Annotated in this window: 28 protein-coding genes; 21 read left to right on the top strand and 7 right to left on the bottom strand. The window is 68.6% G+C overall.

From position 1 onward, the window contains the following. The first annotated feature begins 8 nt into the window (after positions 1-8). Complete coding sequence (locus tag HD557_RS24305) at positions 9-380, top strand: hypothetical protein (RefSeq protein ID WP_196875776.1); 372 nt, start codon at positions 9-11, stop codon at positions 378-380. A 107-nt stretch (positions 381-487) separates the two neighbouring features. On the opposite strand, the gene HD557_RS24300 is transcribed toward HD557_RS24305, so the two are convergent. Genes HD557_RS24300 through HD557_RS24290 form a run of 3 tightly spaced genes read right to left on the bottom strand, consistent with a single transcriptional unit; the run spans position 488 to position 1,883 of the window. Next, positions 488-1,042 carry a TIGR03086 family metal-binding protein gene (locus HD557_RS24300; RefSeq protein WP_196875775.1) on the bottom strand — a complete coding sequence of 185 codons (555 nt, stop codon included), beginning with the start codon at positions 1,040-1,042 and terminating at the stop codon, positions 488-490. Next, positions 1,039-1,527 carry an SRPBCC domain-containing protein gene (locus HD557_RS24295; RefSeq protein WP_008356406.1) on the bottom strand — a complete coding sequence of 163 codons (489 nt, stop codon included), beginning with the start codon at positions 1,525-1,527 and terminating at the stop codon, positions 1,039-1,041. The genes HD557_RS24300 and HD557_RS24295 overlap by 4 nt, the downstream gene beginning before the upstream one ends. After that, positions 1,524-1,883, bottom strand: a complete 360-nt coding sequence (locus HD557_RS24290) for an ArsR/SmtB family transcription factor (protein WP_008356409.1) — start codon at positions 1,881-1,883, stop codon at positions 1,524-1,526. The genes HD557_RS24295 and HD557_RS24290 overlap by 4 nt, the downstream gene beginning before the upstream one ends. A 197-nt stretch (positions 1,884-2,080) precedes the next feature. On the opposite strand from HD557_RS24290, the gene HD557_RS24285 reads away from it, so the two are divergent. After that, entirely contained in the window at positions 2,081-2,911 is an 831-nt protein-coding gene (locus HD557_RS24285) for a GH25 family lysozyme (RefSeq protein WP_196875774.1), read from the top strand. A gap of 25 nt (positions 2,912-2,936) precedes the next feature. On the opposite strand, the gene HD557_RS24280 is transcribed toward HD557_RS24285, so the two are convergent. From HD557_RS24280 to HD557_RS24265, 4 genes are read right to left on the bottom strand one after another with little or no spacing between them, the layout of a single operon-like run. Further along, complete coding sequence (locus HD557_RS24280) at positions 2,937-3,215, bottom strand: YciI family protein (RefSeq protein ID WP_196875773.1); 279 nt, start codon at positions 3,213-3,215, stop codon at positions 2,937-2,939. Next, complete coding sequence (locus tag HD557_RS24275; protein WP_196875772.1) at positions 3,215-3,847, bottom strand: MBL fold metallo-hydrolase; 633 nt, start codon at positions 3,845-3,847, stop codon at positions 3,215-3,217. The genes HD557_RS24280 and HD557_RS24275 overlap by 1 nt, the downstream gene beginning before the upstream one ends. A gap of 24 nt (positions 3,848-3,871) precedes the next feature. After that, positions 3,872-4,363 carry a hypothetical protein gene (locus HD557_RS24270; RefSeq protein WP_196875771.1) on the bottom strand — a complete coding sequence of 164 codons (492 nt, stop codon included), beginning with the start codon at positions 4,361-4,363 and terminating at the stop codon, positions 3,872-3,874. 9 nt (positions 4,364-4,372) lie between these two features. Further along, positions 4,373-5,623, bottom strand: coding sequence for an isochorismate synthase (locus HD557_RS24265; RefSeq protein WP_196875770.1), 1,251 nt, complete (start codon positions 5,621-5,623; stop codon positions 4,373-4,375). Positions 5,624-5,730: 107 nt separating this feature from the next. On the opposite strand from HD557_RS24265, the gene HD557_RS24260 reads away from it, so the two are divergent. The 19 genes from HD557_RS24260 (at position 5,731) to HD557_RS24170 (ending at position 23,856) form a co-directional block, all read left to right on the top strand. Next, positions 5,731-6,312, top strand: coding sequence for a hypothetical protein (locus HD557_RS24260; protein ID WP_008356418.1), 582 nt, complete (start codon positions 5,731-5,733; stop codon positions 6,310-6,312). A gap of 37 nt (positions 6,313-6,349) precedes the next feature. Continuing rightward, a complete protein-coding gene (locus HD557_RS24255; RefSeq protein WP_196875769.1) occupies positions 6,350-7,039 on the top strand; it encodes a demethylmenaquinone methyltransferase in 690 nt (229 codons plus the stop codon). Between the two features lie 19 nt (positions 7,040-7,058). Further along, positions 7,059-7,736 carry an ankyrin repeat domain-containing protein gene (locus tag HD557_RS24250; protein WP_008356421.1) on the top strand — a complete coding sequence of 226 codons (678 nt, stop codon included), beginning with the start codon at positions 7,059-7,061 and terminating at the stop codon, positions 7,734-7,736. Between the two features lie 44 nt (positions 7,737-7,780). Then, positions 7,781-8,740, top strand: coding sequence for a hypothetical protein (locus HD557_RS24245; RefSeq protein ID WP_196875768.1), 960 nt, complete (start codon positions 7,781-7,783; stop codon positions 8,738-8,740). Further along, entirely contained in the window at positions 8,733-9,383 is a 651-nt protein-coding gene (locus tag HD557_RS24240) for an HD domain-containing protein (protein ID WP_196875767.1), read from the top strand. Before HD557_RS24245 ends, HD557_RS24240 begins: the two co-directional genes overlap by 8 nt. A gap of 93 nt (positions 9,384-9,476) precedes the next feature. After that, positions 9,477-10,532 (top strand): hypothetical protein, encoded by a 1,056-nt coding sequence (locus HD557_RS24235; RefSeq protein ID WP_196875766.1) that lies wholly within the window; start codon positions 9,477-9,479, stop codon positions 10,530-10,532. Between the two features lie 209 nt (positions 10,533-10,741). Next, on the top strand, positions 10,742-11,098 hold the full coding sequence (locus HD557_RS24230; protein ID WP_008356428.1) for an NADH-quinone oxidoreductase subunit A: 357 nt from the start codon (positions 10,742-10,744) through the stop codon (positions 11,096-11,098). Position 11,099: 1 nt separating this feature from the next. Next, the gene (locus HD557_RS24225) at positions 11,100-11,654 is read left to right on the top strand and encodes a NuoB/complex I 20 kDa subunit family protein (protein WP_008356430.1); all 555 of its coding nucleotides are present in this window, start codon (positions 11,100-11,102) and stop codon (positions 11,652-11,654) included. Further along, a complete protein-coding gene (locus tag HD557_RS24220) occupies positions 11,651-12,289 on the top strand; it encodes an NADH-quinone oxidoreductase subunit C (RefSeq protein ID WP_196875765.1) in 639 nt (212 codons plus the stop codon). The genes HD557_RS24225 and HD557_RS24220 overlap by 4 nt, the downstream gene beginning before the upstream one ends. Further along, positions 12,286-13,602: an NADH-quinone oxidoreductase subunit D gene (locus HD557_RS24215; protein ID WP_008356434.1), complete on the top strand. Its 1,317-nt coding sequence runs from the start codon at positions 12,286-12,288 to the stop codon at positions 13,600-13,602. The genes HD557_RS24220 and HD557_RS24215 overlap by 4 nt, the downstream gene beginning before the upstream one ends. After that, complete coding sequence (gene nuoE / locus HD557_RS24210; protein ID WP_008356437.1) at positions 13,599-14,240, top strand: NADH-quinone oxidoreductase subunit NuoE; 642 nt, start codon at positions 13,599-13,601, stop codon at positions 14,238-14,240. Before HD557_RS24215 ends, nuoE begins: the two co-directional genes overlap by 4 nt. Next, on the top strand, positions 14,237-15,547 hold the full coding sequence (nuoF, locus tag HD557_RS24205) for an NADH-quinone oxidoreductase subunit NuoF (protein ID WP_196875764.1): 1,311 nt from the start codon (positions 14,237-14,239) through the stop codon (positions 15,545-15,547). The genes nuoE and nuoF overlap by 4 nt, the downstream gene beginning before the upstream one ends. Further along, entirely contained in the window at positions 15,529-17,733 is a 2,205-nt protein-coding gene (locus tag HD557_RS24200; protein WP_196875763.1) for an NADH-quinone oxidoreductase subunit G, read from the top strand. The genes nuoF and HD557_RS24200 overlap by 19 nt, the downstream gene beginning before the upstream one ends. Further along, positions 17,730-19,022, top strand: a complete 1,293-nt coding sequence (gene nuoH, locus HD557_RS24195) for an NADH-quinone oxidoreductase subunit NuoH (protein ID WP_008356443.1) — start codon at positions 17,730-17,732, stop codon at positions 19,020-19,022. Before HD557_RS24200 ends, nuoH begins: the two co-directional genes overlap by 4 nt. After that, a complete protein-coding gene (gene nuoI, locus HD557_RS24190) occupies positions 19,019-19,558 on the top strand; it encodes an NADH-quinone oxidoreductase subunit NuoI (RefSeq protein ID WP_008356445.1) in 540 nt (179 codons plus the stop codon). The genes nuoH and nuoI overlap by 4 nt, the downstream gene beginning before the upstream one ends. Beyond that, a complete protein-coding gene (locus tag HD557_RS24185) occupies positions 19,555-20,271 on the top strand; it encodes an NADH-quinone oxidoreductase subunit J (protein WP_008356447.1) in 717 nt (238 codons plus the stop codon). Before nuoI ends, HD557_RS24185 begins: the two co-directional genes overlap by 4 nt. After that, entirely contained in the window at positions 20,268-20,573 is a 306-nt protein-coding gene (gene nuoK / locus HD557_RS24180) for an NADH-quinone oxidoreductase subunit NuoK (protein WP_008356449.1), read from the top strand. The genes HD557_RS24185 and nuoK overlap by 4 nt, the downstream gene beginning before the upstream one ends. Next, positions 20,567-22,432 carry an NADH-quinone oxidoreductase subunit L gene (gene nuoL / locus HD557_RS24175; RefSeq protein WP_196875762.1) on the top strand — a complete coding sequence of 622 codons (1,866 nt, stop codon included), beginning with the start codon at positions 20,567-20,569 and terminating at the stop codon, positions 22,430-22,432. The genes nuoK and nuoL overlap by 7 nt, the downstream gene beginning before the upstream one ends. Continuing rightward, positions 22,432-23,856, top strand: coding sequence for a complex I subunit 4 family protein (locus HD557_RS24170; RefSeq protein WP_196875761.1), 1,425 nt, complete (start codon positions 22,432-22,434; stop codon positions 23,854-23,856). Before nuoL ends, HD557_RS24170 begins: the two co-directional genes overlap by 1 nt.

The following is a 23,856-nucleotide window of genomic DNA, read 5'->3' as shown; positions in this document are numbered from 1 at the left end:
GTGAGCGCGTGAGCGAACAGGCGCAGCCGCAATGGCCGACCGTGGTGCCGTACGTGGAGTCCTACTCGGGCGCGAGGCGGGTGATGACGTTGGAGATGGCATCCACGGCGAAGGAGCAGTTCATCGCCACGATGCCGCCGATCGTGGCGATCGACGGGCGCGACTACTGGGTCTATTGGGGTCAGGTGAGCTTCGAGATCCCCGCGGAACGGGCATGCCACGTCAGTGTGCGCTGCGAGGGCGGCCAGAGCGGCGGCCAGTATTCGCAGGATCTCGGCCTCCGTGTCGCCTCGGTCCTCCTGCCACCGGGTGCGGAGCCCGTGCGGTTGCAGTATCTGTGCCAGTTCGCTGCCGGCCTCGGATCGATCACGATGGGCTGATCAATGTTCGTCATGCCGAAGCAGGCTCGCCTGGAACGAGTCGGCGCATCCTGACCAACACATAGCTCGAGTCGGCTCGTCATGACGAGCCGACTCGGCAGGGGCGGTCACGGGGTCCAGTACGGATCCCGGCCGATGAAGCCGAGGAGCTGCGCCTGAGGGGTCGCGTCAGCTGGGACCTCGACCCGCGGGCCGAACTGACCCGAGGCGCGCATGGCGTCCTCCATCGCAGCAGCGCCGGTGAGCATCGCCGACGCGCGCTCGTCGCCCAGGTCGAAGTCGCGCCCGAGGGCGCGGGCGAGGTCCCAGGAGTGCATCCAGATGTCAGGCGTGTAGATCTCCGAGAGCGCGACGTCGAGCGGCTTGTCGCCCATGTGGGGGTTGGAGACCGTCCGGCCGGCGGGGTCGTCGAAGAGCCCCTGGATGTCGGCGGTGTGGGTCTTCCAGGCGGCGACCGGATCAGCTGCGACGTCGAGCGGCGCGAGATCCACGCCGGCCGACCCCCGCAGGAAGTCGCGTGGCCAGCCGACCAGGTGCTCGACCACGTCCAGAGCGGTCCACGCCGCCACCGGGCTGGGGCGGGCCCAGTCCCCGGGGGCGGCGGAGCCGACGAGCTCGGCGAACCGGGCGGCGTCGTACGCGTGCTGCTCGGAAGGACTCACGAGAGCTCCTCGAGGAGCTCGTCGAGCTGCTCGTAGCCCTGGATGACGCCCTTGTCCATGCCGCTGGCCATGATCGCGGCCTGGGTCTCGAAGGACTCGACGACGCTGAGGCCGGTCAGCCGGGTGCGGCCGCCGGGGAGCGGCTCGAGGGTGAGGAACTCCAGCGAGGCTCCGTCGGGGGCGCCGCGCCAGGTGAAGGTCTGCACGATGCGCTCGTTCTCGCGCACCTCGTGGAAGCTGCCGAAGAACTGGGTGAACTCGTCACCGTCACGCTCGGCCGAGTAGGCCCACGAGCCCCCGGTGCGGAAGTCCCACTCGGTGATGTTCATGCCGACGTCGCGGGGCCCGAGCCACCTGGCGTACAGGTCCTTGTCGGCGTGGGCGCGGAAGACGAGCTCCGGGGGAGCGTCGAACTCGCGGACGATGGTGATCGTGGGGGTCTCCTTGGAGGCCTCGATCGTGGTCTCGTGCTTCGTGGTGGTCATGATGCGTCCTCTTCTCGGGCTGGTTCTCGGGCTGGTCGGTCTTCCTGCATCTCGGCGAGCAGTGCGTCCAAGCGCTGGTAGCGCTCCTCGGCCTGCTGCTGGTATCTCTCGATCCATCTGGTCATGAGGTCGAACACCTCCGCTTCGAGGCGGACGGGCGCGCGGCGCGACTCCCGGCTCACCAGGCCGGCGTCCTCGAGCACCTTGAGGTGCTTGGAGACCGCCTGGAGACTGACGTCATAGGGCGCCGCCAGCTCGCCGACGGTCGCGTCGGCAGACGAGAGCCGGGCGACCAGGTCGCGCCGGGTCGGGTCCGCCAGTGCCGCAAAGACTCGGGAGAGTCTGTCCTCGCTCATCCGTCACTCCTCAACCATTTGGTTGATAACGAGGCTAGGTCGTCGCGTACGGCATTGTCAACCATTTGGTTGAGTAACTTGCTTACCGGAAAACATTCCCCGGGGGACATCGGTTGCGGCACCATGTTGTGCCAGTGCAGTGCTCCTCCTCGGGAAAGGCCCCACCCATGAGTCCTTCGCGCCGCAGATCCATGAGAGTGACCGCGATAGCCGCCGGTCTCCTCCTTGCCGTCTCGCTCTCCCCGACACAGTCCGCCGGCGCCGCCGAGAAGGACGACCGCCGTCTCACCCAGAAGGCGAGGTCCCACGGCGTCACGCTGGAGCACGGGGCGTACGTCGGTTGGTCGACGCCGGGCTCGCACGCCGAGGGCGGCACGCCCCAGGAGCAGCCGATCACGGCCCAGGCGTCCGTGTCGGGCATCGACGTCTCCGGTCATCAGGGCAACGTCGACTGGGCCTACTGGTGGGGCCAGGGCAAGCGGTTCGCCTACATCAAGGCGACCGAGGGCACCTACTACCGCAACAGCACCTATTTCCCGCAGCAGTACAACGGCTCCTACAACCAGGGCTTCATCCGCGGCGCCTATCACTTCGCCAACCCGTCGGACTCGGGCGGCGCGGCCCAGGCCGACTACTTCGTCAACAACGGCGGCGGCTGGTCGGCCGACGGGAAGACCCTGCCGGGCGTGCTCGACATCGAGTACAACCCCTACAGCGGCGGCACCTGCTACGGCCTCTCGCAGGCGTCGATGCGTTCCTGGATCGCGGCCTTCCTGGACCGCTACCGCTACCGCACCGGCCGCGACGCGGTCATCTACACGACCACCGACTGGTGGACGACCTGCACCGGCAACACCTCGCAGTTCGCGAGCGCCCATCCGCTGTGGATCGCGCGCTACGCCAGCTCGCCCGGCACCCTGCCCGCCGGATGGGGCTACTACACCTTCTGGCAGTACACGTCCTCACCGCTGGACCAGAACACGTTCAACGGCGCGTACGACCGCCTGCAGGCACTCGCGCTGGGCTGATTCTCTCCGGCGTGGCCCCCGGTCCTCACAGGCCCAGCTGGGCCTTCCAAGAGCCGAGGACCGGGGTCCACTCGAAGACCCGGCGTTCCTTGATCAGCCCGACCGCGAGGAACGGGTCGTCGTCCAAGGTCGCCTCGACTCCGGCGATCTCGCCCTCGAAGACGAGCAGGGCGGAGCCGTCGGAGCTGGGGCCGGAGAGGACCAGGTTGTCCTGGCTCGCCAGGAACCCGCGATGGGCGTCGAGGTGCTCGGCGCGTACGTCGGGGAGGTCGTTGTAGGCGTACAGGACTGCGACGAGGGCCATCAGAGGTCAGCCCCGTCCGCGAGACGTACGTAGCCGCGCTCGGCCGGGATCAGGGCGGCGGCCTGGGTGTCGAAGATTCCGGAGCCGGCCTCGGAGTAGACCCGGTCGTGGATCGCGACCGTACGCGAGGCTCCTACGGAGCGGGCGAAGTCGATCAGCTCGGCGGACCGGGCCCACGGCGCCGAGACCGGCAGGAAGAGTACGTCCACGGCCTCGCCAGGGCCGTCCAGTGCATCGCCCGGGTGGAAGATCTTGGTGTCCCCGGCCTGGATCAGGTAGCCAGAGTTGTCGAAGTGGGGCAGGTCGGCGTGGATGACCGCGTGCTTCTCGTTGACCGCCGTGACCGGCAGCCCGACGTCGAAGGACTCGCCCGGCTTCACCACCGTGGTCCGCTCGTGGACCGCAGGAGCACCCTTCTGGATCTGCGCCGCGACCGCGCCGATGGTGAAGACCGGTGCGTCGTTGCCCTCGAGGAGCGCCGGGTTGTAGTGGTCGGGGTGCTCGTGGGTGATCAGCACCGCCGTCGCCCCGTCGAGCGCCTCGGGCTGCGCGAACACGCCCGGGTCGACGACCACCACCGCCCCGTCGTGCTCGATCCGGACACAGGAATGGCCGAACTTCGTGATCCTCATGCCGCCGAATCTATCGCGCCGGATCTAGACCTCGGAGCGGACCATGTTGGCGAGCCACAGTCCGAGGAAGGCGGGGAGGAGCAGGCCCCAGCCCATCTGTACGGCCGAGTCCTCGGGCAGCGCGATCACGCCGATCACGCCCACGACGCTCGGCAACGCTCCGGACGCGATCGCGATCCCGGTCTCGACGGCGGGATGGTTGCTTCGGGAGTAGGCGAGGAAGAGGCCCATCGCCGCGGCCGCCACGGCGAAGACGATCGTCAGCATCGCCGCGATGACGAGCAGCCGATAGGCGCCGGGCGCGTCGTCGGGGCGGTCGGCAAGCCAGCTGATGGATGACCAGAAGCCGTAGCTGTCCCCGTCCGCCCCGTCGTCATGGACGATCCGATAGGCGGGGACCGAGATCATCGCCACGATCAGGATCGGGACCATGAGCAGCTGGGTGCGTGCCAGCCGATCGGCGTTCTCCTCCCCCTCGCGCAGGGATGTGCGGATGAGACCGTCCGAGTTCTCCATGAATGGAGGTTAGGACAGGGCGTCGCGGATCGGGACGAACTTGGCCTGGGTCTCGGCCAGCTCGGTCTCCGGGTCGGAGCTCGCCACGATGCCGCAGCCGGCGAAGAGGCGGGCGGTGCGGTCGTCGATCATCTCGGCCGAGCGCAGCGCGATGCCCCACTCGCCGTCGCCGGAGGCGTCCATCCAGCCGACCGGCCCGGCGTAGCGGGCGCGCTCCATCGACTCGATCTCGGCGATGAGGGCGACGGCGTCCTCGCGCGGGGTGCCGCCGACCGCGGCCGAGGGGTGCAGTGCCGCGGCCAGGTCGAGCGAGCTCACCCCGTCGCTGGCCACACCGGTGATGTCGGTGGCCAGGTGCATCACGTTGGGGAGCTTGAGCACGAAGGGAGCCTCGGGCACGTTCATCGAGGAGCAGTGCGGCTCCAGGGCGTCGGCGACCGACCTGGCGGCGTACTCGTGCTCCTCGAGGTTCTTCGACGACTCCGCCAGCGAGGCGGCCAGGGCGTGGTCGAGGTCCTCCTCGCCGGTCGGCCAGATCGTGCCCGCGAGGACGCGGGAGGTGACCAGGCCGCGCTCGCGGCGGACGAGCAGCTCGGGGGTCGCGCCGAAGAGGTCGTCGACGTGGAACGTCCAGCACGTCGGGTACGCAGCGGCCAGCCGCCGCAGCACGGCGCGGATGTCGATCGGCGCGCTGGCCGCGGCAAGCAGATCGCGGGCGAGGACGACCTTGTCGAGGTCTCCGTGCTGGAGCCGGGAGACGGCGTCGGCGACGATCCGCATCCAGTGCTCGCCGTCGACGTACGCGTCGGCGAAGACGACGTCGCGCGGCGCCTCCGGGGCCGGCGTCGGAGCCAGGGGAGGAGGCGGCGTGGCGGCCGGTCCGACCGTGGTCACCCAGGCGGTGTCGCCACGCTTGCCGACGACGACCGCGGGCACCTTGAGCACGGAGAAACCGGGCAGGTCCGCGAAGGCGAAGGAGCCGAAGCCGACCAGTCCGGTGCCGGGCACGCCGACAGGATCGGAGACCGTCGAGACGGCGGCCAGCTCCTCGAACCACTTGGTCGCGTGCGCGAACCGCTCGGGCCCGGACGTACGGATCTCGGCGGCGGTGCCCCAGCCGACCAGGCCCTCGCCGTGGCGGACCCACGACAGCACGCGCCGGCGTGCGGGCAGCAGCGCGAGCAGGTCGTCGAGCGTCTCGGACCCGGCGTCGAGGGCCACGGTGGTGGCCACCAGGGACCGCTGCTCAGACTCACTCACGCCCTCAGGGTATCGGCGTGGTGTCGGCCGAGACGAGTCGAAGTGATGTATGTGGCATTGCGCCCCGTTTGCCATCCACCACCATCGGGGTTGTAGCGTGCGCTGGCGTGAGTACCAACAAAGAGCAGTCGTTCATCGCAGAGAACGGCATCACCCTCGGCATCATCGCCTTGGCCCTCTTCGTCGTGCTGGGCGTTGGCCTGCCACGGTGGGTTGGCGACTCCGAGTCCCATTCGGGCGTGAAGATCACGCTCCCCGAGACGCTGTCGGGCGGCTACCAGCCGGCCGACAAGAAGTCCTCCTACGACCTCGACGTGATCAAGAAGCAGGGCGCGTCCGAGGAGCAGTTGGACACCTTCATCAAGCAGAACGCGGCGAGCTCGAGGACCGAGGACCGCAACGTGTCCGACGCGCTCGGGTTCTCGATGTCCTCGCGCACCTACATCACCAAGGACATGAAGAAGTCCGTGATGATCCGCGCCTTCGCCGGCGACGGCAGCGCCTACTACGGCGGTGGCGAGGTCTCCAAGGTGCGCGACAACGTCTGCTACTCCAGCGCCGACCAGTCGACCGGTCAGACCCAGGCGACCTGCTCGCACGCGTCCAACGACCTGACCGTCCAGGCGACCGCCGCCTCGAAGGAAGACGCGGCGAAGTACGCCGACGAGATCTTCGAGAAGCTCGCCTGAGTTCCGGCCGGACAGCGACCCGAGACAGAATCAGCCCGTGACCCGAGCAGATCTGGACAAGCAGCCCGGCGACGTCCGCCGGATGTTCGACGCCGTGGCCAAGCGCTACGACATCACCAACGACGTGCTCTCGCTCGGCCAGGACCGGCGCTGGCGTCGCGAGGTGATCAAGGCCGTCGACCCGAAGCCCGGCGAGCTCGTGCTCGACCTGGCCGCCGGCACCGGCACCTCGTCGCAGCCGTTCCTGGACGCAGGGGCCGAGGTGGTCCCGACCGACTTCTCGATCGGGATGCTCCAGGTCGGCAAGGAGGCCAAGCCCCACCTGCCGTTCACGGCCGGCGACGGCACCCGGCTGCCCTACCGCGATGCGACCTTCGACGCGGTCACGATCTCGTTCGGTCTGCGCAACATCGTCGACCCGGCGGCCGGCCTGCGTGAGCTGCGTCGGGTCACCCGCCCCGGCGGCCGGATCGTGGTCTGCGAGTTCTCGCACCCGACCTGGAAGCCGTTCCGGACGCTCTACGTCGAATACCTGATGAAGGCCCTTCCTCCGGTCGCGCGCGCGGTATCGTCCTCCCCCGACGCGTACGTCTATCTCGCTGAGTCCATCCGGGCATGGCCAGACCAGGCAGGTCTCGCCGAGATGCTCTCCTCAGCGGGCTGGAAGTCGCCGACCTGGACGAATCTCTCGGGCGGAATCGTCGCACTCCATCACGCAACCGCTTGATCTCTGCGAAAGTTCAACTATGACCACCACGTTGCCATGGGACGGCATCTTGATGCCTCGCGAGGCCTACGGCCCCGCAGCGGTCAAGGCCAGGGACTCGCTCACCGACGCGGCCGCGCAGGGGGACTGGCGCCGCGCGCTCTCGCAGGTGCGCAACGACTACACCGTCGGCGTCAACACCTGGAAGATCGGCGGCGAGTCGATGTTCACCCCGCTCCACCACGCCGCCTACCTCGGTGCGCCGCGGGAGACGGTGCAGGAGCTCCTCTCGCTGGGCGGGGTCAGGTCGCTGCCCACCGCGCACGGCGAGACGCCCTACCTGCTCGCCAAGCGACGCGGTCACGACCACCTGCTCGACATGCTCGACCCGTTCTTCCGCCCCGGCACCCCGCTCGGTGACAACCTCGAGGCCGTCAACCACCACGTCAACACGACGCTCGCCGAGCTGACCGCCGAGTTCCGCGGCGACCACCAGCTGCGTACGTTCGACGTCCGGCTCATCTCCGAGGAGGGCGGCCCCGACGAGGCCTGGTTCACCGCCCCGGGGATGTACGGCGGCATCCGGATCGGCATGTTCTGGGGTCGTGCGCACCTGGAGTACAACTCCCGCTTGGGCGACTCCTACGTCGTCGTCGGCCCGGAGGGCTCGGCCTACGTGAGCCGCTCCAAGCGCGCGCTCCCCCTTCCCACCCGCTGACCCGAGGCCTGTTGGCGTGTGGCGCTACGGCATGATGCGGCGTCGTGACTGACTTGATCGACGCGCCGGACGCCACATGGACGGTGACCGCCGAGGAACGGCGCGAGTTCATGCGTGCGTATCGGCGGTGGTGGGTGCGGCAGCCTTCGACCTGGTTGGGTTTGTGCGTAGCCGTGGGGATCATCGCCGGCGCTGCGATGGTGCTCGACTGGCACCCGGTCGTGGCGATCGCCGCCCTGCTTGCCTCTGTGGCCCTGATCATCGGGATCTCGGTGCGGCGGGTCCGACAGGTCTACCCCGTCGGAGAGACCTTCCGTTCCTGGGCGGGCGCGACGGCATACCGGCTCGACGGCCGCGGTGGTGGTATGGAGATCAACTGGGATCGCATCGCTGCTACGAACGTCGGGCCGATCGCCGTGCACCTGCGAACGCTGAGTCCGAAGCAGAATCTCCTGGTGGCTCGGCAGGTGCTGGGTGAGCAGGCGAGGGCGCGCCTGGACCGCGGTGTCGATGGACGTGTCGTCGAACCGGTTGCTCGCGAGGATGCACCCGGCGAGCGCTCCGTGGTCGTCGACCGAAAGCTGCAGATCGCCCTGTGCGGGGCGGCAGTGCGCCGCTTCCGCGTGGCGGGCTGGATCGTGGTTGCCGCAGCCGTGCTGTTGGTGCTTCTCAGGATTGCTGACGGCGACCTTTGGCCGGCTCTGGGGACGGCAGGAGGATTGACGCTCGCCCTGGGCGTCGTCATCGCCGCTACCGTCCTTCCGACGATCGGCACCTACCCGATCGGGTCAACGATCAGCGGTTCCTTCGGTGAGTATCTGGTGGTCCGTGGCCCGTGGGGACGTACGTCAATCCACCGGTCCAAGCTCACGCCGGTCGCCAGGACGAGGTATGCGATCGTCTTCAGGTCGGGCGCGGCGCGGGTGATCGTGCCGCGGGCGATCCTCGACGAGGAGTCGGTTTCTCCAGACGTACGCGCCATGCGAAGGTCAACGCATGGATGACTCGCCTGCCGACCTCATCACCGACCTGAACCCGCTCCCTGCCGAGATCGGCGGGAGGCTGCGGGCCCAGCTGGAGTTCATCGCGGAGGCCGACAGGCTCAAGACGATCCTGCGCGCCTCGCCGCTGGCCGCGGCCGACCGCCGTGAGAACGACGCCGAGCACTCCTGGCACCTGGCGCTGATGGTGCTGCTGCTGGCCGAGTACGCCGACGAGCCGATCGATGTCGGGCACGCGATCAAGCTTGTGATCATCCACGACATGGTCGAGATCTACGCCGGCGACAGCCCGGTCTTCGACGCTGCTGCGGTCGTCGACCAGGTCGAGCGCGAGCTTGCCGCCGCCGACCGTCTCTTCACGATGCTGCCGCCGGACCAGGCGGGGGAGATCCGCGCGCTGTGGGACGAGTTCGAGGCCGCTCAGACCCCCGAGGCGCGCTTCTGCAAGGCGATGGACCGCCTCGAGCCGATGCTCCTCAACTGGCTCAACCGCGGTGGCACCTGGAGCATGCCCGGCGCCACCGAATCCCGGGTCCGCGCCCGTGAAGCCGGCGTCGTCGCAGCGAGCACCACCCTCGGGGAAGCCACCGACGCGATCGTCCGTGCGGGTCTCGCCAAGGGCTGGATCCGCCCAGATCCCGACTGACGGGGACCCGTTCCGAGTTTGCCGACATTCCCTCCCCGGTATCCGTTACGCTGCGGCGACTTTGGGCCGCGGGGACGCTGAGGGGAGCCGTTCGTGGACGTGGATGTGGTGCCGGGATCGGTGACTGACTGGACCGTCACGATCGCCGATCAGCGTCGCCTGAGGCGAGCCGAGGTGATGGCTCAGCTGACGAGCCTGGGCTTCTGGGTCGCCGTGGCGGCGTTTCCGCCGATCTTGGTCGGGGTCTACCTGTGGGCCTGGGGCTTGCCGATCGATCAGCTTCCGTTCGATATCGAACTGATGCTGATCGCGGCGGTGACGGTCGCCGTCCAGGTACTCCTGGCGGCAACGGGAGTCCAGTCGGTGCGCCGCCGGGTCGAAGGCGACTTCCCGGTCGGATCCACGTTCACATCGTGGGCGACGACGACCGGTCTGGGAGTGCGTACGCCCAACCGCCTCGCCCTCTACCCGTGGTCACGGCTCACACAGGTCGATCATGGATCGGTGACCGTGCGCTTCCCGCAGCGGATCGGCCGGTTCAGGCTGCACGTGCAGACCTCTCTTCTGGTTGGGCCCGAGGAGCTGTCGAAGTCGCTGGACTTTCCGGTTCAGTTGATCGGTCCGGGCATCGCTCGGGAGCTGACGATGAGGTCGGGCGGGTCTGAGGGGCCGGCGCCCTCAGGCGAGCCAGTCGTGATCGATCGAGCGCTTCAGGTACGGCTCAGCCGTGGCTGGATGCGTCAGCAGATGAGGTGGCCGGTGTGGGTGTTCCTGGCGTTGGCTGTCTTCCAATGCACGACCAACCTGATCGACGGCGCCTACCGGCAGATGATCGTCTGGACGCTGATTCTGCTGCTCTACACGGTGAGTGCACTCCGCGGAGGGCGGGCCCCGATCTCCGTTATGTATCCGGTCGGCGCGACCGTCGTCGGCTCGGTGGGCGAATCCGTCCTGATTCAGGGGCCGTGGGGGAGTGTCGCCTGGCATCGGGGCTGGCTCCGACAGGTCCGAGCGACTGAGCACGTCGTGGCGTACAACGTTGTGCCGATCCGGCCCCGCAGGGGACTTGCGAGCCTGGACCGGCGGACCGTCGTGATCCCCCGAGCTTTCCTCGACGCGCCAACGCCGGCGGCTAACGCCGACGTCTGACCTGTCACAACCCCGCCATGGCGTGATTCTGCAAGCGTTTGCCGCCGGATGCGCGGGCACTTTCCCGCCATGGCGGGAAAGTGCCCGCGCGCCATTTCAGCAACCCACTTGCAATCCGCCGCAGGAGTGGCAGGATGTGAGTTGGCCCACATTGTGATTCTATTCACAAAGTCTCAAGAAGGGGTGGGCCGCTCAGGGTAGGAGGCGAGATGGAGCTCTACGTGCCGGTGCTCGCGTTGGCGGGACTGGCGACGCTCTTCGCGGTCGGTTCGGTGATCATGAGCTCGGTCGTGGGACCGAGTCGCGCCAACCAGGCCAAGGCGGATCCCTACGAGTGCGGGATCGAGGCCACGCCTCAGGCGCTGGGCGGTCGTTTCCCGGTGAAGTACTACATCACCGCGATGCTCTTCATCATCTTCGACATCGAGATCATCTTCCTCTACCCGTGGGCCGTCAGGTTCGACGCGATGGGGTGGTTCGGCCTCGCGGAGATGGGCCTGTTCCTGCTGACCGTCTTTGTCGCGTACGCCTATGTGTGGCGCCGCGGTGGATTGGACTGGGACTGACATGGGTCTCGAAGAAAAGCTCCCGAGCGGGGTTCTGCTCACGACCGTCGAGGGCCTGGCGGGCTACTTCCGCAAGGCGAGCCTGTGGCCGGCGACGTTCGGGCTGGCCTGCTGCGCCATCGAGATGATGACCAGCGGCGGCCCGAAGTACGACCTGGCCCGCTACGGCATGGAGGTCTTCCGCGCGAGTCCGCGGCAGGCCGACCTGATGATCGTGGCCGGCCGGGTGAGCCAGAAGATGGCGCCGGTGCTGCGGCAGATCTACGACCAGATGCCCGAGCCGAAGTGGGTGCTCGCGATGGGCGTCTGCGCCAGCAGCGGCGGGATGTTCAACAACTACGCGATCGTCCAGGGCGTCGACCACATCGTGCCCGTCGACATGTATCTCCCCGGCTGCCCGCCGCGTCCCGAGATGCTGATCGACGCGATCCTCAAGCTCCACGACAAGATCCAGCACGGCTCGCTGGGCGTCAACGCCGAGCGCGAGGACATCGACAACGAGGCCGTGGCCCTGCGCCAGCTGCCGCTGATCGACCAGACGGGACTCCTGCGGTGAGCGACCAGAACAGCGGCCAGAACAGCGGCATGTTCGGCGTGAGCGACACCGGCGACACCAGCGGCTACGGCGGCCTCACCCGCCGGCACTCGATGCCGAGCCGCACCAGCGACGTCGGGGTGCAGCCCTACGGCGGCTGGTTCAAGGAGATCGCCGACGCCCTTGCCTTCACCGAGGCGGAGGCGGTCATCCACCGTGGTGAGCTGACCTTCCACGTACGCCGCGAGCGGCTGCTCGAGGCCCTGCAGGTGCTCCGTGACGAGCTGCGCTTCGAGCTCTGCTCCGGGGTCTCCGGGGTTCACTACCCCTCTGACCTGGGCAAAGAGCTGCATGCGGTCTACCACCTGCTCTCGATGACGTACAACCGCCGGGTGCGGGTCGAGACGAGCGCCCCCGACGAGGACCCGCACGTGCCGAGCGGGGTGGGCATCTACCCGACGCTCGACTGGCACGAGCGCGAGACCTACGACATGTTCGGGATCGTCTTCGACGGCCACCCGGGTCTGACCCGGATCCTGATGCCCGACGACTGGCCGGGCCACCCGCAGCGCAAGGACTACCCGCTGGGTGGGATCCCCGTGGAATACAAGGGCGCGACGATCCCGCCGCCCGACACTCGCAGGAGCTACTCATGACCGCGACAGAGGCTGACGAGGGCCGTACGTTCACCGTCACCGGCCAGGACTGGGACGAGCTGACCGACGCCCTCAAGGACGTCAAGGACGAGCGGATCGTCGTCAACATGGGCCCGCAGCACCCCTCGACCCACGGGGTGCTCCGGCTGATCCTCGAGCTCGAGGGCGAGACCGTCACCGAGGCGCGTGCCGGGATCGGCTACCTCCACACGGGCATCGAGAAGAACATGGAGTTCCGCTCCTGGACCCAGGGCACGACCTTCGTCACCCGGATGGACTACCTGTCCCCGATCTTCAACGAGACGGCGTACGTCCTCGGGGTGGAGAAGCTGCTCGGCATCGGCGACGAGGTGCCGGAGAAGGCCGACGTCATCCGGGTCATGCTCATGGAGCTCAACCGGATCTCCTCCCACCTGGTGGCGATCGCGACCGGTGGCATGGAGCTCGGCGCGCTGACCGTGATGACGATCGGCTTCCGCGAGCGTGAGCTGTGCCTGGACCTGTTCGAGTTCATCACCGGGCTGCGGATGAACCACGCCTACATCCGCCCAGGCGGCGTCGCCCAGGACGTGCCGGAGGGCACCGTCGCGCGGGTGAGCGAGTTCATCGAGCTGATGAAGACCCGGCTGAGCGAGTACGCCGCGCTCTGCAACGCCAACCCGATCTTCAAGGGCCGCCTGGAGCAGGTCGGCTACCTCGACCTGGAGGGCTGCCTCGCGCTCGGTCTGACCGGGCCGATCCTGCGAAGCACCGGCTACCCGTGGGACCTGCGCAAGACCCAGCCCTACTCCGGCTACCAGGACTACGACTTCGAGGTCATCACCTGGGACACCTGCGACTCCTACGGGCGGTTCCGGGTGCGGCTGGCCGAGATGTGGGAGTCGCTGCGGATCATGGAGCAGGCGCTCAAGAGGCTCAAGGATCTCCACGGCGCCCCCGTGATGGTCGCCGACAAGAAGATCGCCTGGCCCTCGCAGCTCTCCGTCGGCCCCGACGGTCAGGGCAACTCCCTCGACCACATCCGCCACATCATGGGCGAGTCGATGGAGGCGCTGATCCATCACTTCAAGCTGGTCACCGAGGGCTTCCGGGTGCCAGCCGGCCAGGCGTACGCCGCGATCGAGTCGCCGCGCGGAGAGCTCGGCGCCCACGTGGTCAGCGACGGCGGCACCAAGCCTTTCCGGGTCCACTTCCGGGACCCGTCGTTCACCAACCTTCAAGCCACGAGCGTGATGTCCGAGGGCGGCATGGTGGCCGACGTGATCGTGGCGATCGCGTCCATCGACCCGGTGATGGGAGGCGTCGACCGATGAGTCTGGCTCCTGAGACATTCGACGAGCTGCGCGAGATCGCGGCCCGCTATCCCCAGGCCCGCTCCGGGCTGCTGCCGATGCTCCACCTGGTGCAGTCGGTGGAGGGCCGGGTCACGCCCGAGGGCATCCAGGCCTGCGCCGACGTCCTCGGGCTCACCCCGGCCGAGGTGAGCGGGGTCGCGACGTTCTACACGATGTACAAGCGCCACCCGGTCGGTCGTCATCATGTCGGCGTCTGCACCAACACGCTCTGCGCGGTGATGGGCGGCGACGAGATCTTCGCCTGCCTGCGCGAGAAGCTCGAGGTGGGCAACGACGAGACCACCGCCGACGGCGCGATCACCCTGGAGCACATCGAGTGCAACGCGGCCTGCGACTACGCGCCGGTGGTGATGGTCAACTGGGAGTTCTTCGACAACCAGACCCCCGAGTCGGCCGCGCAGCTGGTCGACGACCTGCGTGAAGGCCGCGAGGTGGTGGCCTCGCGCGGCGCCCGGATCACGAGCTGGCGCGAGGCCGAGCGGGTCCTGGCCGGATTCGAGGACGGGCTCGTCGACGAGGGGCCGGCATCGGGTGAGGCCTCCCAGGCGGGCCTGAAGCTGGCCGCCGAGAACGAGTGGAAGGCCCCTGAGGCATGACCGACACCCTGACCCCGGTCCTGACCGCCAACTGGGGCGACGAGCGGGCCTGGACGCTGCCCGCCTACACCGCCACCGGGGGTTACGAGGCGCTCGACGTCGCGCTCCGGATGGCTCCTGAGGACGTACAGACGACCGTCAAGGACTCCGGCCTCCGCGGCCGCGGAGGTGCCGGCTTCCCGACCGGGGTGAAGTGGGGCTTCCTGCCGCCGCCCGACCCGGAGAACCCGAAGCCGCGCTACCTGGTCGTCAACGCCGACGAGTCCGAGCCGGGCACCTGCAAGGACATCCCGCTCATGATGGCCTCGCCCCACACCCTGGTGGAGGGCGTGATCATCTCCTCCTACGCCATCCGTGCGGAGCGTGCCTTCATCTACGTACGCGGCGAGGTGCTGCACGTGATCCGGCGGCTGCAGGCCGCGGTCCGTGAGGCCTACGCGGCCGGCCACCTCGGCACGAACATCCACGGCTCCGGCTACGACCTCGAGCTGGTCGTGCACGCCGGCGCCGGGGCCTACATCTGTGGTGAGGAGACCGCGCTGCTCGACTCGCTCGAGGGACGCCGCGGCCAACCCCGCCTGCGTCCGCCGTTCCCGGCCGTCGCCGGTCTCTACGCGAGCCCGACCGTGATCAACAACGCCGAGTCGATCGCCTCGGTGCCGGCGATCGTGAAGAACGGCGCCTTCTGGTTTGCGGGCATGGGCACCGAGAAGTCGGCCGGCGTCGGCATCTTCTCGCTCTCCGGTCACGTCAAGAAGCCGGGTCAGTACGAGGCCCCGCTCGGCATCACGCTGCGCCAGCTGATCGAGCTGGCCGGTGGCGTACGCGAGGGGCACGAGCTGAAGTTCTGGACCCCGGGTGGCTCCTCGACCCCGCTGTTCACCCAGGAGCACCTGGACGTGACGCTGGACTTCGAAGGCGTCGCGGCGGCGGGCTCGATGCTCGGCACCCGCGCCCTGCAGATCTTCGACGACTCCGTGTGCGTCGTGCGGGCGGTGCTGCGGTGGACGGAGTTCTACAAGCACGAGTCGTGCGGCAAGTGCACCCCGTGCCGCGAGGGCACGTGGTGGCTGGTGCAGGTGCTGGAGCGGCTGGAGAAGGGCGACGGCAAGCCCGAGGACCTCGACCTGCTGCTCGACCAGTGCGACAACATCCTCGGCCGCTCGTTCTGTGCGCTGGGTGACGGTGCGACGAGCCCGATCACCTCCTCGATCAAGTACTTCCGAGACGAATACCTGGCCCACCTCGAGCAGGGCGGCTGCCCGTTCGACCCGGCCGCGTCGACTGCATGGGCGGAGTCGAAATGAGCGACGTAACTCTCAAGATCGACGGCTCTGACGTCACGGTTCCGGAAGGGACTCTCGTGATCCGGGCCGCCGAGGTGGCCGGGATCGAGATCCCCCGGTTCTGCGACCACCCGCTGCTGGCCCCCGTCGGTGCCTGCCGGCAGTGCCTGGTGGACATCCCCGACGCCGGCAACGGCCGTGGCTTCCCGAAGCCGCAGGCCTCCTGCACGATCCCGGTCGCCGAGGGCATGGTGGTGGAGACCCAGAACTCCACGGCCGTGAAGGCGCAGCACGGGATCATGGAGTTCCTCCTGGTCAACCACCCGTTGGACTGCCCGGTGTGCGACAAGGGCGGCGAGTGCCCGCTGCAGAACCAGGCGATGTCCCACGGGCAGAGCGAGACCCGGTTCGAGGGGACGAAGCGTACGTTCCCGAAGCCCATCAACCTCTCGCCCAACGTGCTGCTCGACCGTGAGCGGTGCATCGTCTGCCAGCGCTGCACCCGGTTCGCCGCCGAGATCCCGGGCGACCCGGGGATCTCGTTGATCCAGCGTGGGGCGCAGCAGCAGATCGGCATCGCCGACGACAAGCCGTTCTCGTCCTACTTCTCCGGCAACGTCATCCAGATCTGCCCGGTCGGCGCGCTGACCAGCGACGACTACCGGTTCCGCGCCCGTCCCTTCGACCTGGTCTCGACCCCGAGCGTCGCCGAGCACGACGCCTGCGGTGCCGCGATCCGCATCGACCACCGTCGGGGCAAGGTGATGCGCCGCCTCGCCGGCAACGACCCCGAGGTCAACGAGGAGTGGATCTCCGACAAGGACCGCTTCGGCTTCCGCTACGCCGTGCGCGACCGGCTCACCTCGCCGATGGTCCGCGAGGACGGCGAGCTGCGCCCGGCGTCCTGGCTGGAGGCCGTCGCGGTCGCCGCTCAGGGTCTGGCAGCTGCCGGCTCGGTGGGCGTGCTGCCCGGTGGCCGGCTCACGCTGGAGGACGCGAAGGCCTATGCGACCTTCGCCCGCGACACGCTGCGCACGCCCCACGTCGACTTCCGTGCCCGTCCGCTGTCGGAGGAGGAGACCGGTTTCCTCCGCACCCGGGTGGCAGGCACCAGCGTCACCTACGCCGACCTCGACGCCGCCGACCATGTCGTCCTCGTCGGCCTCGAGCCCGAGGACGAGGCCGGCACGCTCTTCCTGAGGCTGCGCAAGGCCAACCGGAAGGGCCTGCGGATCACCGCCCTGAGCGCGTACGCATCCGAGGGCTCCCGCAAGCTCGGGGCCCACGTCGTGCTGACCGCTCCCGGGAGCGAGAAGGACGTGTTGTCGCAGGTCAGCGGGGTGTCCGCGGCCTCGGTGATCCTGGCCGGCGAGCGGCTGGCGACCAGCCCCGGCGGCTACTCCGCGGCTGCGGAGCTCGCCGACCGCACCGGCGCCAGGCTCGCCTGGGTGCCGCGCCGCGCCGGTGACCGGGGTGCGGTCGAAGCCGACCTGCTTCCGGGCGAAGGCGGCCTCGACGCCGAGGCGATCGTCCGTGCCGGACTCGACGCACTGGTGGTCGCCGGCGTCGACCCCGACGACACCGCCGACCCCGCCGCCTTCCTGGCCGCCCTCGACCAGGCCGGTTTCGTGGTCAGCCTCGAGCAGCGGGTCACCGCCGTGACCGAGCGCGCCGACGTCGTACTGCCGGTCGCCACCGCCTCCGAGAAGGCCGGCACCTTCGTCACCTGGGAAGGCCGCCGCCGGCCGTTCGAGAAGGTCTTCGCCAAGCCCGCGGCCTACTCCGACGCCGAGGTCCTCGCCCACATCACCGCCGAGTTCTCACTTCTGGGCGCCGAGTCCGCAGAAGTGGCGTACGAAACTGTCGTCTCGTCGCCCACAACGACCGAGTCGGCCGTCACAACGACCGATTCGGCTGGATTCCACCTGGCGACCTGGCGCCTGATGCTCGACAACGGCACGCTGCAGAGCGGCGACAAGGCGCTGGCGGCGACCGCCCGCCCCGCTTTCGTACGCATCCCGGCAGCGCTCCACGCGGAGCTCGGCGACGTCGTGACGGTGACCGGTGACCGGGGGAGCTGGACGCTCCCGGCGCTGCCGGCCGAGCTCGCCGACAACACCGTGTGGGTGCCGACGAACAGCTTCGGGCGCGGCGTCTGGGCGGACCTCGCCTCGCCGGGCTCGACGGTCACGGTAGAGGGGGCATGACAGTGAACGGACTGGAGCAGTTCGGCCAGGACCCGTGGTGGATCATCGCGATCAAGGTCCTGCTGGTCTTCGTGGTCTGCGTCGTGCTGACGCTGTTCAACATCTGGTGGGAGCGCAAGGTCGTGGCCCGGATGCAGCACCGCATCGGGCCCAACCGGCACGGACCGTTCGGTCTGCTGCAGTCTCTCGCCGACGGCGTGAAGCTGGCGCTCAAGGAGGACCTGACGCCGGAGAAGGCCGACAAGATCGTCTTCATCACGGCCCCGATCCTGGCCACGGTGCCGGCGTTCGTGACGTTCTCGGTGATCCCGTTCGGGCCCGAGGTCAACTTCTTCGGCGTGCAGACGCCGCTGCAGCTGACCGACATGCCCGTCGCGGTGCTGTTCGTGATGGCGATCGCCAGCATCGGCATCTACGGGATCGTGCTCGGCGGCTGGGCCTCCGGCTCCACCTACTCCCTGCTGGGAGGCCTGCGCAGCAGCGCGCAGATGATCTCCTATGAGGTGAGCATGGGCCTGGCCCTCGTCACCGTCTTCCTGATGGCCGGCAGCCTGTCCACGAGCCAGATCGTCGCCGCCCAGCAGGACTGGTGGTTCGGCGCCCTGCTGCTGCCGTCCTTCCTGATCTACTGCATCTCGATGGTCGGCGAGACCAACCGCGCGCCGTTCGACCTCCCCGAGGCCGAGGGCGAGCTGGTCGGTGGTTTCCACACCGAGTACTCCAGCCTGAAGTTCGCGCTCTTCTTCCTGGCCGAATACATCAACATGGCCACCGTCAGCGCGCTCGCCACGACGCTGTTCCTCGGCGGCTGGCGGGCCCCGCTCGGCCTCGGCACCCTCTGGGCCGGCGCCAACGAGGGCTACTGGCCGGTGCTGTGGTTCTTCCTGAAGATGTTCTTCTTCATCTGGATCTTCATCTGGCTGCGCGGCACCCTGCCGCGGCTGCGCTACGACCAGTTCATGTCGCTCGGCTGGAAGGTCCTGCTGCCGGCGAGCCTCGCCTGGATCGTCGTCGTCGCGGTGATCAAGATGGCCGCGATCGAGGGCGGCTTCAGTCCCAACTGGGTCCTCTTCGGCTTCGGTGTGGCCGTCACGGCCGTCGTCGTGCTCGGCTTCCTCAACCGGCTGCCGGAGAAGGAGGCCCAGGTCAGCACGCCGGCCGGCGGCTTCCCGACGCCCGCGCTGCCGCAGGGCGGAGCGGTGCGAGGTGCCGCCCAGCCGCTGGTGTTCGGCCCGCCGTCGGGTGCCAACGGCGTACGCATTCTTCCCTCTCCTGAGGAGGCAAAGTGAGCAACGACGACCGCACGTTCAAGGAGCGCTTCTGGGACCCGGTGAGCGGGTTCGCGGTGACGTTCGGGACGCAGTTCAAGAAGCCGGTCACCGAGCAGTACCCGCAGCAGAAGGAGCCGACCGAGGAGCGTTTCCACGGCCGCCACCAGCTCAACCGGCACCCCGACGGCCTGGAGAAGTGCGTCGGCTGCGAGCTGTGCGCGTGGGCCTGTCCGGCCGACGCCATCTACGTCGAGGGCGCGGAGAACACCGAGGAGGAGCGCTACTCGCCGGGTGAGCGCTACGGCCGCGTCTACCAGATCAACTACCTGCGCTGCATCCTGTGCGGGCTGTGCATCGAGGCCTGCCCGACGCGGGCCCTGACGATGACCAACGAGTACGAGCTCGCCGACACCTCGCGCGAGAGCCTGATCTACGAGAAGCAGGACCTGCTCGCGCCGCTCGAGGACGGGATGGAGGCTCCGCCCCACCCCATGTTCCTCGGCAACGACGACACCTCCTACTACGCACCGGAGCCCAAGGAGTCGGCCCGATGAGCTTCGTGATCCTCGCGTCGGTCACGGTGATCGCCGCGCTGGGCCTCCTCTTCGCGCGCAAGCCGGTGCACGCCGCGCTGTCGCTGGCGGTCGTCATGGTCGGGCTCGCGATGATCTACGCGACGCTGGAGGCGCCGTTCCTGTTCGCGGTGCAGATCGTGGTCTACACCGGCGCGATCCTGATGCTGTTCCTGTTCGTGATCATGCTGGTCGGCGTCGACACGTCCGACACCCTCAAGGAGACGATCGCGGGGCAGAAGGTCCTCGCGGCCCTGCTCGGCATCGGTCTCGGGGCGACCCTGATCGCGGGCGTCGGCCAGGCGAGCATCGCCACGATGCGCGGGCTGTCCAGCGCCAACGAGGGCGGCAACGTACAACGTCTCGCCGACCTCCTCTTCTCCCGCTACGTGATCGCCTTCGAGGCGACCAGCGCGCTGCTGATCACCGCCGCGATCGGCGCGATGGTGCTGGCCCACCGCGAGCGGATCGACCCGAAGCAGAGCCAGAGCGACCTCGCCCGCAAGCGGGTCGCCGACTACGCGAAGAGCGGCAAGCACCTCGGCCCGCTGCCCCCACCGGGCACCTTCGCGCGCCACAACAGCAACGACACCCCGGCCCTGCTGCCGGACGGGTCGCAGAGCACGAAGTCGGTCCCGGCCATCCTCGCCGGTGGACGCTCGAACGGAACGGGTGACGAGGGGCAGGGCGAATGACAGACAACACCACGGCGTACGTCATCTTGTCCGCCATCCTCTTCACGATCGGTACGATCGGCGTGCTGACCAGGCGAAACGCGATCGTCGTCTTCATGTGCGTCGAGCTCATGCTCAACGCGGCCAACCTGGCCCTGGTGGCGTTCAGCCGGATGCACGGCAACCTCGACGGGCAGGTGACGGCGTTCTTCGTGATGGTCGTCGCGGCCGCCGAGGTGGTCGTCGGGCTGGCGATCATCATGACCATCTTCCGCACCAGAAACACGGCTTCGGTCGACGAGCCAAGGATGCTCAAGTGGTGAATCCTGTTGAGGCCAGCGGCGTCTTCTCGCTGATCTGGCTGGTCATCGCGCTGCCCCTGGCCGGCGCTGCGCTGATCCTGATCGGCCGGCCGTTCGCCCCGGCCCTCTTCGACAGGATCGGGCACTGGCTCGCGGTCGTGCTCGCCGGCGCGTCCTTCGTGCTGTCGCTCGTCCTCTTCATCGCCGCGTTCGGTCGCGACGAGGAGAGCAGGCAGGTCGTCCAGCACCTCTACACCTGGTTCGACACCGGTGACCTGTCGGTGGGCTTCGACCTGCTCTACGACCAGCTCTCCAGCCTGTTCCTGCTGCTCATCACCGGGGTCGGCACGCTGATCCACGTCTACTCGGTCGGCTACATGGCCCACGACGAGCGGCGCACCCGGTTCTTCGGCTACCTCAACCTGTTCCTCGCCGCGATGCTGATGCTGGTGCTGGCGGAGAACTACGTCGGCCTCTTCCTCGGCTGGGAGGGCGTCGGCCTGGCGTCCTACCTGCTGATCGGCTTCTGGCAGCACAAGCCGTCCGCGGCCGCCGCCGCCAAGAAGGCGTTCGTGATGAACCGGGTCGGCGACATGGGTCTCTCGCTGGCGATCGCGCTGTCCTTCGTCACCTTCGGGTCCACGTCGTTCTCCGCGATCGACATCGGCGACACGACCACGACGACCCTCAACTGGCTCGGCATCCTGCTGCTGGTCGGCGCCTGCGGAAAGTCCGCCCAGGTGCCGCTGCAGGGCTGGCTGCTCGACGCGATGGAGGGCCCGACGCCCGTCTCGGCGCTGATCCACGCGGCGACCATGGTGACCGCGGGTGTCTACCTCATCGTCCGCAGCAGCGCGATCTTCGACGCCGCCGAGGCCGCCTCGACCGCCGTCGTGGTCGTCGCCCTGGTGACGATCATCTGGGGTGCCGCGATCTCCTGCGTGAAGGACGACATCAAGAAGGTCCTGGCCGGTTCGACGATGAGTCAGATCGGCTACATGATGCTGGCCGCCGGGCTGGGCGGGCCGGGCTACGCCTTCGCGATCTTCCACCTGCTCACCCACGGCTTCTTCAAGGCCAACATGTTCCTCGGCGCCGGCTCGCTGATGCACGGCATGAACGACGACGTGAACCTCAAGCACTACGGCGCTCTAAGCCGGGCGCTCCCGGTCACGTTCCTGACCTTCGCGATGGGCTACCTGGCGATCATCGGCTTCCCCGGCTTCGCCGGCTTCTGGTCGAAGGACAAGATCCTCGAGGTCGCCTTCGCCGAGAGCTGGCTGGTCGGCATCATCGCCCTGCTGGCCGCCGGCGTGACCGCCTTCTACATGACCCGCCTGATGATGCTCGCCTTCTTCGGCCGCAAGCGGTGGCCCGAGGGCGTACACCCGCACGAGTCGCCGCGGATCATGACCGGACCGCTCGTCGTCCTCGCCGCGCTGTCGGTCCTCGGTGGCGTGTTCACGCTCGGCGGCTGGATCGAGCACTGGCTCGAGCCGGTCGTGGCCATCGGCCACGCCGAGCACCACGGTCCGCTCCCGGTCTGGGCGACCTCCGTCCTCGCGGTGCTCGTCGTCGCGATCGGCGTCGCGGCCGCCGGGTTCGTCTTCGGGCGCCGCCCGGCCACGACCGAGCCGACCCCCTACCTGCACGTCCCGCACATCGAGGACGTCGTGGTGCCGCCCGGGATGGCGATCACCCGCGGCGCCCTGGCGACCGACAAGTACGCCGTCGACGGCCTGATGAGCGGTGGCCCGATCGCCCTCGCGGCGATCGCCGGTGAGCTCCGCAAGGCACAGACCGGCTACGTACGCTCCTATGCCCTCTCCGTCCTCGGCGGCACTGTGCTGGTGACCCTCGCGATCCTGGTGGTCAACTGATGCTGACAACTCTCGTCCTCATCCCGTTCGTGGGCGCGCTGGTCACTGCGGTGATGCCGGCCCGGCCCAAGCTGTGGGCCTTCGGCTTCGCGATCGCCACCCTGATCGCCGGCGTGGTCACGATGTTCACGGCTCCCGACACCGACCTCGTCTGGATGGAACCGCTCGGCGTCCACTGGGCGCTCGAGATGGACGGCTTCGGCAAGCTGATGGTGCTGCTCACCGTCGTCCTGGTCCCGCTGGTGATGGTGGCGGCGGTCAAGGACCACGACAAGCGGTGGTACGCCTGGGCGCTGGCCCTGGAGGCCTTCGCGCTGCTCACCTTCCTGGCCGCCGACCTGTTCGTCTTCTACATCGCCTTCGAGGCGACGCTGATCCCGGCGTACTTCATGATCGGCCAGCACGGCGGGCCCCAGCGGGCGAAGGCAGCGCTGAAGTTCCTGATGTTCCAGCTCGGCGGCGGACTGGTGCTGCTCGGTGCGCTGATCGGGTTCTTCGTGGTCTCCTCGGAGGCCGGCGCGCCGTCCTACCTGATCAGCGACCTGGCCCAGCTCGACATCGGCACCACCGCCGAGCGCTGGATCTTCGTGGCGATGTTCATCGCGTTCGCGGTCAAGGCGCCGCTGTTCCCGGTGCACACCTGGCTGGCCGACACGACCGAGCAGGCGACGACGCCGACCTCGGTGCTCCTGGTGTGCGTCCTCGACAAGATCGGCACCTTCGGCATGATCCGGCTCTGCCTGGGTCTGGTGCCGGAGGCCTCGGCGTGGGCGACGCCCGTCGTCGTGGTCCTGGCGCTGATCTCGATCGTCTACGGTGCGGTGCTCGCGATCGGTCAGGACGACCTGCTCCGGCTGATCGGTCTGACCTCGCTCTCGCACTTCGGGCTGATCACCCTGGGCATCTTCGCGGCCACCCGCGAGGGTCTGGTCGGCGCGATCCTCTACATGGTCAACCACGGGGTCGCGACCGCGGCGATGTTCCTGATCGCCGGCTTCCTGATCGCCCGCAAGGGCACCGCCTCGATCTCCTCGATGCGCGGGCTGGAGAAGGCCACCCCGGTGCTCGCCGGCACGTTCCTGGTCGCCGGCCTGGCCACCGCCGGCCTGCCCGGACTGTCCCAGTTCGTCTCCGAGATCATGGTCCTGATCAGCGCGTTCGACTACCACTGGCTGGTCGGCGTCATCGCGGTCACCGCGATCGTGCTGGCCGCGATCTATGTGCTGTGGGCCTACCAGCGGATCTTCACCGGTCCCGCTCAGCTCTCCCGAGGACCGGTCCGCGACCTCGACCGGCGGGAGGTCGGCGTACTCGTGCCCCTTCTCGTCGCCCTTCTCTTCTTCGGCTTCGTCCCCGGCCCGCTGATCTCGGCGGCCCAACCGGTCGTGGCTCCTCTTGTTGATGTCATCCAGGCAGGTGAGTGA

It is taken from the genome of Nocardioides luteus (genome assembly GCF_015752315.1).
Taxonomy (GTDB): domain Bacteria; phylum Actinomycetota; class Actinomycetes; order Propionibacteriales; family Nocardioidaceae; genus Nocardioides.
This window is presented reverse-complemented; position numbering and strand designations above follow the sequence as displayed.